Annotated in this window: 11 protein-coding genes, 1 tRNA gene and 1 pseudogene; 8 read left to right on the top strand and 5 right to left on the bottom strand. The window is 64.2% G+C overall.

Translation table 11 applies throughout. The annotated features are described in order from the left end of the window. Together MOV74_RS22170 and hisN are read right to left on the bottom strand one after the other, a co-directional pair. On the bottom strand, window positions 1-666 hold a 666-nt coding region (locus MOV74_RS22170), incomplete at its 3' end, for a tripartite tricarboxylate transporter substrate binding protein (protein WP_246926765.1). A gap of 21 nt (window positions 667-687) precedes the next feature. After that, window positions 688-1,470, bottom strand: coding sequence for a histidinol-phosphatase (gene hisN, locus MOV74_RS22165; protein WP_246926762.1), 783 nt, complete (start codon window positions 1,468-1,470; stop codon window positions 688-690). Between hisN and MOV74_RS22160 the strand changes: the two genes are divergently transcribed. Beyond that, window positions 1,442-1,711: a hypothetical protein gene (locus MOV74_RS22160; protein ID WP_246926760.1), complete on the top strand. Its 270-nt coding sequence runs from the start codon at window positions 1,442-1,444 to the stop codon at window positions 1,709-1,711. The two genes, hisN and MOV74_RS22160, sit on opposite strands and share 29 nt — an antisense overlap. A gap of 289 nt (window positions 1,712-2,000) precedes the next feature. On the opposite strand, the gene MOV74_RS22155 is transcribed toward MOV74_RS22160, so the two are convergent. Beyond that, window positions 2,001-2,891 carry an N-formylglutamate amidohydrolase gene (locus MOV74_RS22155; protein ID WP_246926756.1) on the bottom strand — a complete coding sequence of 297 codons (891 nt, stop codon included), beginning with the start codon at window positions 2,889-2,891 and terminating at the stop codon, window positions 2,001-2,003. Window positions 2,892-3,215: 324 nt separating this feature from the next. On the opposite strand from MOV74_RS22155, the gene cpdR reads away from it, so the two are divergent. The 6 genes and pseudogenes from cpdR (at window position 3,216) to MOV74_RS22125 (ending at window position 7,471) form a co-directional block, all read left to right on the top strand. Next, the gene (gene cpdR / locus MOV74_RS22150; protein WP_007597092.1) at window positions 3,216-3,575 is read left to right on the top strand and encodes a cell cycle two-component system response regulator CpdR; all 360 of its coding nucleotides are present in this window, start codon (window positions 3,216-3,218) and stop codon (window positions 3,573-3,575) included. A gap of 74 nt (window positions 3,576-3,649) precedes the next feature. After that, window positions 3,650-3,724, top strand: a tRNA-Val gene (locus MOV74_RS22145). Between the two features lie 199 nt (window positions 3,725-3,923). Beyond that, window positions 3,924-4,151, top strand: coding sequence for a DUF2945 domain-containing protein (locus MOV74_RS22140; protein WP_246926753.1), 228 nt, complete (start codon window positions 3,924-3,926; stop codon window positions 4,149-4,151). Window positions 4,152-4,183: 32 nt separating this feature from the next. After that, window positions 4,184-4,720, top strand: coding sequence for a DUF488 family protein (locus MOV74_RS22135; RefSeq protein WP_246926750.1), 537 nt, complete (start codon window positions 4,184-4,186; stop codon window positions 4,718-4,720). A gap of 212 nt (window positions 4,721-4,932) precedes the next feature. Continuing rightward, window positions 4,933-6,041, top strand: a pseudogene (locus MOV74_RS22130) (ABC transporter substrate-binding protein). A gap of 155 nt (window positions 6,042-6,196) precedes the next feature. Further along, window positions 6,197-7,471 (top strand): lipase family protein, encoded by a 1,275-nt coding sequence (locus tag MOV74_RS22125; RefSeq protein WP_246926742.1) that lies wholly within the window; start codon window positions 6,197-6,199, stop codon window positions 7,469-7,471. Between the two features lie 77 nt (window positions 7,472-7,548). Here MOV74_RS22125 and MOV74_RS22120 read toward each other — a convergent pair whose 3' ends face one another. Beyond that, window positions 7,549-8,016, bottom strand: coding sequence for an NUDIX hydrolase (locus MOV74_RS22120; protein ID WP_246926739.1), 468 nt, complete (start codon window positions 8,014-8,016; stop codon window positions 7,549-7,551). Between the two features lie 201 nt (window positions 8,017-8,217). On the opposite strand from MOV74_RS22120, the gene MOV74_RS22115 reads away from it, so the two are divergent. Continuing rightward, entirely contained in the window at window positions 8,218-8,640 is a 423-nt protein-coding gene (locus MOV74_RS22115) for a RidA family protein (protein WP_246926737.1), read from the top strand. 9 nt (window positions 8,641-8,649) lie between these two features. Here the strand turns inward: MOV74_RS22115 and MOV74_RS22110 are convergent. Next, window positions 8,650-9,293: enolase C-terminal domain-like protein (locus MOV74_RS22110; RefSeq protein ID WP_309486824.1), on the bottom strand; the 644-nt coding region annotated here is incomplete at its 5' end.

The following is a 9,293-nucleotide window of genomic DNA, read 5'->3' as shown; positions in this document are numbered from 1 at the left end:
CGAGCCGACTGCGATCGGCCGCAGCGCGCCCGCCTTGACCTGCGGCAGCAGCGCCGGCAGGTCGAGGAACGTCATCTGCACCTGCTGGCCCAGCAGATCATTCACGGCCGGCGCGGCACCGCGATAGGGCACGTGCACGATGTCGATCTTGGCCGTCAGCTTGAACAATTCGCCGGCCAGATGCGGCAGGCTGCCGGGGCCGGATGATGCGAAGTTGAGCTTTCCGGGCTGCGCCTTGGCCAGCGCAATCAGCTCGCCAATGTCCTTTGCGGGCACGTTGGTGGCGACCACGAGCATTTCGGGCACGGTCGCAACCAGCGTCACCGGCGTGAGATCGGCCAGCGTGTCGTAGGCGACTTTCTCCATGCTCGGGCTGATCGCGAGGGCGCCGGCGCTGGAGATCGCGATGGTGTAGCCGTCGGGCGGGGCCTTGGAGACGGCGTCGGTGCCGAGCACGCCGCCCTGGCCGCCGCGATTGTCGATCAGCACCGGCTGGCCTGACAGCTCCGACATGCGCTGCCCGATCACACGCGCGATGATGTCGTTGGGACCGCCGGCCGGGAACGGCACGATCAGCTTGATCGGCTTGACCGGAAAATTCTGCGCCGACGCCAGCGTTGGCAACAGCAGAAACAATCCAAGGAGCAGCCTGCGTGAGATGGTCATGCAAGCCCTCCGCCCGCGTTGTTATTGGTTGAGAAGCCTCAAGGCTTCTTCGTGCACCCTGGCGTCGCCGGCCGCGATGATGCGACCGCCGCCCTGGGCCGGCTTGCCTTCCCAGGTGGTGACGACGCCGCCGGCGCCGGTCACGATCGGGATCAGGGCCGCGATGTCGTAAGGCTTCAGCTCGGTCTCGACCACGAGATCGACGTGACCCGCCGCCAGCATGCAATAGGAGTAGCAGTCGCCGCCATAGCGCGACAGCCGGGCGCCCTTTTCGATCCGGCCGAAGATGGCGCGGTCACGCTCATTCATCAGCAGTGGGCTGGTGGTGTAGGTCGTCGCTTCCGACAGCGAGGCGCAGCGGCGGACCTGCAGCCGGCGCTCGCCGGACGGGCCCTTGTAGTTGGCCGAGCCGTTGTCGCCGGAGAAGCGCTCGCCGATGAAGGGCTGGTGCATCATGCCGTAGACCGGCGCGCCCTTGTGCAGCAGTGCGATCAGCGTGCCCCAGATCGGAAAGCCGCCGATGAAGGATTTGGTGCCGTCGATGGGGTCGAGCACCCAGACATAGTCGGCGTCCTCGCGCTCATTGCCGAATTCCTCGCCGACGATGCCGTGCTGGGGGAAGCTCGCCTTGATCAGCCGCCGCATCACCGCCTCCGCGGCGCGGTCGGCCTCCGTTACGGGGTCGAAATCCCTGGTCTTGCTCTTGTCGTCGATCGACAGCGAGGTGCGGAAGAACGGCAGGATGGTTTCGCCGGAGGCGGTGGCGAGCCGTCCGATGAAGGCGGAGAAGTCGATCACCGTCACAGGCCGAATCCTCAAAAGCGAAAGTTGGATGAAGCTCGCCTCTTGCCTAGCTCAATTCGGCAGCATCTTGCAGCGCTGTCTTGGTTTGCACCCTGGTATTTTGAATGCCGCGGCCGGCTGCCTCATCTCCGTCATCTCCTGGCCAAATATCGATCACTGCGTTGAAAACTTAGTTCCCACCATGCCTCGTTCGTATGCAAACACCTATCAACCCATTGAATTTCCTTATCAAAGAAACTGAATCTGGGTTTCCGTGGAAGCAACTGAGCCATGTGCGTATTGCATGGGAAACGGCTCAAAAACCCTTGCACTTTGTGCGTCGCGGTCGCATATTGTTGCGGTGCGGTAGCGCTTGGCGTTACCGCTGCCCTCCTTGGGCGTTTCCTCCCTAGACTTGGGCCGCTTGCGTCATTCGCGAGCGGCCCTTTTTTCTTGCGGCCAGCTTTCAGTTCAGCGCGCGCAAATGGGCGAAGCGAAGACGCGTTCGCGCCAACCGCAGACCACACGATCTCAATAAGAAAAGCCGGCGCCTATTCCGCGGCGGCCTGGAACGGGCCGAGGTCGCCGAATGGAATCGTCGTCGCCAGCACGTCGGCGAGAACGCCGAAGTCGGTCGCCACTTGCGCAAAGCGTGGACTGCGCTCGCGCCGCCGCTCGTCCATGTAGATCGCGCGGTTGAGCTCGAGTTGCACCGCGTGCAGGCCGCTCGCGGGATTGCCGTAATGCTCGGTGATGAAGCCGCCGGCGTAGGGCTTGTTGCGGCCGATCGAATAGCCGAGGCCGGTCATGGTCTCCTCGACCCGGTCGGGCAGAAGCGGCGTGCAGCTCGTGCCGTAACGGTCGCCGATCACGACGTCGGGCCGGCGCGGCTCGTCGCGGGACACGCCGACCGAGGGCATCGAGTGGCAGTCGACCAGCACCACGGTGCCGAACATCTGGTGCACCTTGTTGATCAGTCGGCGCAGCGCGCGGTGATAGGGCTTGTACAGCGTCTCGATCCGCCCCAGCGCATCGTCGACCAGGATGCGGTCGCGGTAGATCTCCTGGCCGTCGCCGACCACGCGCGGAATTGTGCCGAGGCCGCCGGCGACCCGCATCGAGCGGGTATTGGCAAAGCTCGGCAGCCGGCCGGTGAACATGCGCGGGTCGAGCTCATAGGGCTCGCGATTGACGTCGACATAGGAGCGGGGAAAATTGACTCTGACGGTTGGAAAGCCGCGCTCGCTCAAATGGCCGATCAACTCGTCCATGAACGAATCTTCGGACCGCCGCAGCGTCGGCAGGTCGATCCGCGAGGCCGCCAGAAATTCGTCCGGATAGGTCGAGCCGGAATGGGGCGAGTTGAAGATGACAGGCGCGCGCCATTGCGCGGGCTCCACGATCTCGAAGGCTGGCGACACCTCGCCGTCAAACCGGGTCATCTTCTCAGGCTTCGTCCCTTCGCCGCAGGATCCGGGCCCCGGATCGCATGATTCGGCCGATGGATGCGGCTCTTATGTGTCGTCATTGTCCGGAATCGCAACCATTCTGCCAAGCGAAAAGATGTGATCGGCGCTGGAACATGTCTTAACCGTGTGGGCAGGGAAGCGGGGACGCCGGCGGGGCTCGATTGCTTCGAGCCGCATTCCGGTTCACAAAGAGCCGGCAGCGAGAGCCCGCTTGGGTTAAGATTTTCACCCCAAATTTACCCTCTGTCGGGCTTAGTGACCTCTGCTGATATCCTCTGGGGATCGACGTTTCCTGCCATGCCCAAAATCCTGCTCGCCGAAGACGACAACGACATGCGCCGTTTCCTGGTCAAGGCGCTGGAAAATGCCGGTTTTCAGGTCTCGTCCCATGACAACGGCATGGCCGCCTATCAGCGGCTGCGGGAAGAGCCGTTCGAGATGCTGCTGACCGACATCGTGATGCCGGAGATGGACGGCATCGAGCTCGCCCGCCGGGCTTCGGAACTCGACCCCGACATCAAGATCATGTTCATCACCGGCTTCGCCGCGGTGGCCCTGAACTCGGATTCGGACGCCCCCAAGAACGCCAAAGTGCTGTCCAAGCCCGTGCATCTGCGCGAATTGGTCAGCGAAGTGAACAAGATGCTGGCGGCCTGAATCGGCCCCGTTCCGTCCTTGCGCCGGCTCCCCTGAGCCGTTATAGGGACCCCACCCGATCTAGACGACCTCTAGGGCACGTAGCTCAGCGGGAGAGCACTACCTTGACATGGTAGGGGTCACAGGTTCGATCCCTGTCGTGCCCACCATCCTTCGCTCGCAAAGCGAGAGAAGGATGCCACGCCGAAGCCCAAAGGGCGAAGGCGGGCTGCCGCCGCGAGCTACGGCTCGGCAAGCCATCAATCTTACTGCGAAGCGTGTCCGGCGTAGCTCTCAGAGCGAAGACGGACCGGGGCGTCTTGCGCCGTCGCCTTGGAACACGCCCCATCGACGCGGCATTATTCCATCATGCCGAAGCCCTCCACAAAACCCTTCAAGCGCGGCGATCACGTCAGCTGGAATTCCGAGGCCGGCCGGGTGCGCGGCCATATCCTGCGCGTTCACACGGAGGACGTCGACTACAAGGGCTACACGCACCACGCCAGCCCGGACGATCCGCAATACGAGATCCAGAGCGACAAGACCGACCACGTCGCCCTGCACAAGGGCCGCGCATTGCGGTTGTTGAAGAGCTGACGGCCCGCGGCCCGAGCTGACGAGGCGTCCCCATGGCTCATCCCTTCTTCACCATCGGTCATGCCACGCGTTCGATCGAGCGATTCAGCGAATTGCTGCAGGACAGCTCGGTCACCTTCGTGGCCGACGTTCGCACCGTGCCCCGCTCCCGCACCAACCCGCAGTACAATCGCGAGGTCCTGCCGCAATCGCTGGCGGCCGTTTCGATCGGGTACGAGCACATTGCCTCGCTCGGCGGCCTGCGCAGCCGCAAGCGCGAGGTGCCGCGCGAGACCAACGCGTTCTGGCAGAACGGCAGCTTCCACAATTACGCCGACCACGCCATGAGCGCGGCTTTTCATGAAGGGCTCGCGCATCTGCGGGCTCTCGGGCAGGTCCAGCGCTGCGCGATCATGTGCGCAGAGACCTTGTGGTGGCGATGCCACCGGCGGATCATCACGGATTATCTGCTCGCTGCCGGCGAGACGGTGTTTCACATTCTCGGGCCCGGGCAAGTCAAGCAGGCCGAGATCAATCCGGCTGCACAATCGCTGCCTGGTGGGCACCTGGCCTATCCGGCGGAGAATTAGCCTGTTCCAGCGAACGAGGTTATGCCTCCGTCCCCGGCGCCGTGAGCCCAAGCATACGCGTCGGCCGCTTGAACAGGACCTCCGCCGATTTGTCCCTAGCCGTAGGGACAGACTTTCTCCCCGGCCAGAGCGACATTGCTTTGGCGAAATATAATACCAGGGAGAACATCATGATCCGGCGCTGCCTCGCCGCCTTTTGCGTCTGCACCGCGATGGTTCTCGCCATCCCCTCCGCAAATGCCGATATCAAGGTGGGAATCGTGGTTTCTGCTTCGGGGCCAGGCTCGGCGCTCGGGCAGCCGCAGATGCGGACGGTTGCTGCCCTCCCCAAGGAGGTCGGCGGCGAGAAGATCGTCTATATCGCCCTCGACGATGAATCGGATTCGACCAAGGGCATTCAGAACGCGCGGCGGCTCGTGATTCAGGACGGTGTCGACGTCCTCATCGGCTCCTCGCTGACGCCGGTGACCATGCCGATGCTCGATGTCGCCTGGGAGGCCAAGACACCGATCATCTCGCTCGCCGCGGCGACAGCCATCGTCCAACCGATGGACGAACGGCGCAAATGGGCCTTCAAGGTCGTTCCCAACGACGCCTGATGGCGCTCGCGATCCTCAAGCATATCGCCAAATCAGGCGCGAAGACCCTCGGCTACATCGGCGTCTCCGATGGATATGGCGAGGGCTATTACAAGGAAGTGAGCAGGCTTGCTCCCACCCTCGGCCTGACCCTGACCACGCACGAAGTCTATGCGCGCGCCGACACCAGCGTGACCGGCCAGGCTCTCAAGGTGATGGCGACAAATCCGGACGCCGTCTTCATCGCCTCGGCGGGCACGCCGGCGGTCCTGCCGCAACAGGCGCTTCGCGAGCGAGGCTATTCCGGCAAGATCTACCAGACCCACGGTGTGGCCACCGAGGAGTTCATCAAGCTCGGCGGAACCAGCGTCGAAGGTGCCGTCTTCACCGGCGAGGCGTTCACGATCGCGGACGATCTGCCGGCGGACGATCCGTTCCGCAAGATCCGGGACCAATTGCTGTCCGCCTACGAGAAGGCGAACGGGCAGAAGCCGAACATCTTCGCAGCGCATCTGTGGGATTCTATGGCGCTGCTCCAGACGGCGATACCAACTGCATTGAAGACCGCGAAGCCCGGAACGGGAGAGTTTCGCACCACCCTTCGCGACGAGCTCGAGCGCGTCAAGGAGGTGTATCTCAACAACGGCCTGTCCACGATGAGCGCAACCGATCACAATGGATATGACGAGCGCTCGGCATTCTTGATCAAGGTGGAAGGAGGCCGCTTCAGGCTGATGAAGTAGCCGCGGAACGCTCCGCGTGATCGGCATTGGCCCATGTCCGAAAAAGGCGTGGACCCGGGCGTGATCGTCTCCATAATCGACACGGAAGACAAATTGCCCGGGCAATCAACCTGGCCAAGAATGCGGCGCGCGCCGCAAAGGGACCGGAGACGCCTATGTTCACCACCCCGATCGCAAAATCGATGATGACGCTCGCCATAGTCTGGGGTCTCGCAATTCCGCAGGCCCACGCGGACTCGTCGCTGCCGGTAGGACCGAAAGTGGGCGACCAGAACCTGTCGCCGTTCTATCGCTGGTCCGAAACCTTGCCCGAGAGCGCCGGCGTGATGTTGCGCAAGGAACCAATGCTCGTGCAGCCCGAAATCACGGGCGCGGCACTCGCTGAGCGCATCCTCTACACGTCGAGCGATCTGCGCTGGCGCGCGGGCATCGTGCCGGTCAGTGGCACGCTCTATCTGCCCAAGGGCGAGCCGCCGGCCGGAGGCTGGCCCCTGATTGCCTGGGCGCACGGCACGCTCGGGGTCTCCGATGCATGTGCACCGTCCTGGACTGGTCATAAGCCGCGCGATGCCACCTACATCCAGCGCTGGCTGGAGAACGGCTTTGCGGTCGTCGCCACCGACTATCAGGGTCTCGGCGGCCCGGGCCCGCATCCCTATCTGATCTGGGAGGCGGAAGGCCGTTCGGTGCTCGACGGAGTGCGCGCGGTGCTCTCCGACTATAAGGACAGGCTCGCGTCCAAAGTCTTCGTTACCGGCCAGTCGCAGGGCTCGGGTGCCGCGATGGGCGCAACTGTGATTGCCGAGAGCTACGCGCCGGACGTCCCGCTCGTCGCCACTGTGGCAACGGGCCTCGTCTCGACCTTCCCGGACGGTCCTTACAAGCCGCCGCAGACCACCGCGATCGGCTCGCCGATCTATACGTCGCTCATGCTGCTTGGCGGTTCGCTGCCCGACGGCGCGCCCTCCGCCGATGATCTCGTCTCCGACAAGGGCAAGCCGATCCTGAAAGCGGCGCGCGAGGGCTGTACGACCGAGATGCGCATTGTCGCCCGGCAAGATGGTATTACTGTCGACAATGTCTACGTCGAGCCGATAGCCAATGTGCTGGCGCGGCTGACCGCGATCACGGACATGAAGGCCGTGCGGCTCAAGGTGCCGTTGCTGCTCGGCACCGGCCTTGCGGATTCCACGCTGGTCCCGGCCCGGCAATATGCCGAGGTCGTGGCCTTGTGCGCTGCTGGAAACGATGTGGTCTGGAAGACCTATCCCGGTGCCACGCATAATGGCGGCCTGAACGCCGCCTTCCCCGATGCGCTCGCTTTTGTTCGCGGCATGCTCGCGGGCCAGAAGCCGCAAGCCAATTGCGCCGGGATTGCGGAGCCCGGCCCTCCCGGCGAGGCCACGCAAGGGGTGGCCTTCAACGATTGATCGGCCGCGTATTTCCTCGCCGCCGCCTCGTCCCACGCGATGCCGGCGTCATCGCGCTCAGCAAAGCAGGAGCGAGCTTACGCAGCGCCGTCTGTTGCGCCCAGCAGCAAACCCTTCAGCCCGGTCGGAAACAGGCTCGGCGCGCCGTCCGCATCGAGATCGGCAAGGTCGAACCAGCGCGCGACGATCTGCTCCCCGTTATCCTCCCTGAAGTCGATGCGGTCCTGATCGCGGAATGCGGCATCGGGAAACTCGACTTCGGAGATGAACATCACCTCGTGCCCGGTCGCGCCCTCGTGCACGAAAATGTTCTCCAGCATCAACGGCTCGCCCTTGAGCGTGACGTCAATGCCGAGCTCTTCGTTGAATTCACGCACCAGCGCCGCCCGCCAGCTCTCGCCGAACTCGATCTCGCCGCCCAGCGGACGCACGCCCTTGATCCGCCCGGCATCGTCGCGAACCTCGGCCGCCAGCAGCCGCCCGTCCCGCCAGTGCAGGCCGATCGCGACGACGCGGATGTGGGCATGAGGGCGCCAGGTGGTCATGGGGCATCGTTATCGCGCTCGTCACCGCCGCGCAATGCGTGGAAGCGAAGCCCTGTCGGGCCGGATCCGCACCGCCTTCGGCATGCAACAGCTTGGCAGCCTTGATCCATGACTTGTCGCCTGCCATTGTCCTGTCGTCCCCACGGCGACGATGCCGATGCATCGTTTCGCCGGATGTGAAAGACAAGGCAGGCCAACGACATGAGCAGCGTGAACAAGCCCGGCGGCAATTACCTGCCGGTTATCATCCATGGTGGAATTGCGTATGTCAGTGGCCAGTTGCCGCGTCGCGGCGAGGACCTGCTGTATGCGGGCAAGGTCGGCGCTGGCGTCGATATGGCGGCCGCGCAAGAGGCTGCCGCCCTCTGTGCCGATCTCTGCATTTCCGCCATCAATCACGCAACAGGCGGAGAGGACAGGATCGTCCAGGTCCTGCAGGTCGTAGGATACGTCGCTTCAGCGCCTGGATTTACCCAGCAGTCGCAAGTCATGAACGGGGCCTCCGACCGGCTGATCGAGCGCCTCGGTGATCGCGGCCGTCACACGCGTACGTCCGTCGGTGTCGCCGAATTGCCGCGGGGGGCGCCGGTCGAGTTGAACATGATCGCCGCCGTTCGGTCGTAGCAGGTCGTCTTATTTGACGAGATATCTGGCGACCGCCGCCTCGTCCCACGCGATGCCGTTGCCGGGCTCCTCGCTCGGCAACGCAAAGCCGTCCTTGACGGTCAGCCGCGTCGCCAGCACGGCATCAGCCCAGTCGACATATTCCAGCCAATGCGCGGTCGGTGTCACGCAGAGCAGGTGCGCGCTGACTTCCGAGAACAGATGCGAGGACATCTCGATGCCGGCGGCATGCGCGAGCGCGGCGGCGCGCAGCCAGCCGGTGACCCCGCCGATGCGCTGCACGTCGGGCATCACGTAGTCGCAGGCTTCCGCCGACAGCGCCGTCTGCATCGAGAACGCGCTGTCAAAGTTCTCGCCGATCTGCACCGGCGTATGCAGCGCGTCGGCGATGCGGGCGCAGCCGGCATAGTCGTCGTGGCGGATCGGCTCCTCGATCCAGCTCAAGCCCTCGTCGTCGAGCATCTCGCCGCGGCGAATGGCCTCGGTCACCGTCAGCGCCTGATTGTAGTCGCACATCAGCGTCACCTGATCGCCGACGGCCTTGCGCACCGCGCGGACGACGGCGAGATCCTCCCGCGCATCGGGCCGGCCGACGCGGATCTTGGCGGCGTGAAATCCCTCGGCCAGCAGCTTGTGCGCCTCTTCGACCGCGG

It is taken from the genome of Bradyrhizobium sp. SHOUNA76 (assembly GCF_023006445.1).
In the GTDB taxonomy this organism is placed as follows: domain Bacteria; phylum Pseudomonadota; class Alphaproteobacteria; order Rhizobiales; family Xanthobacteraceae; genus Bradyrhizobium.
This window is presented reverse-complemented; position numbering and strand designations above follow the sequence as displayed.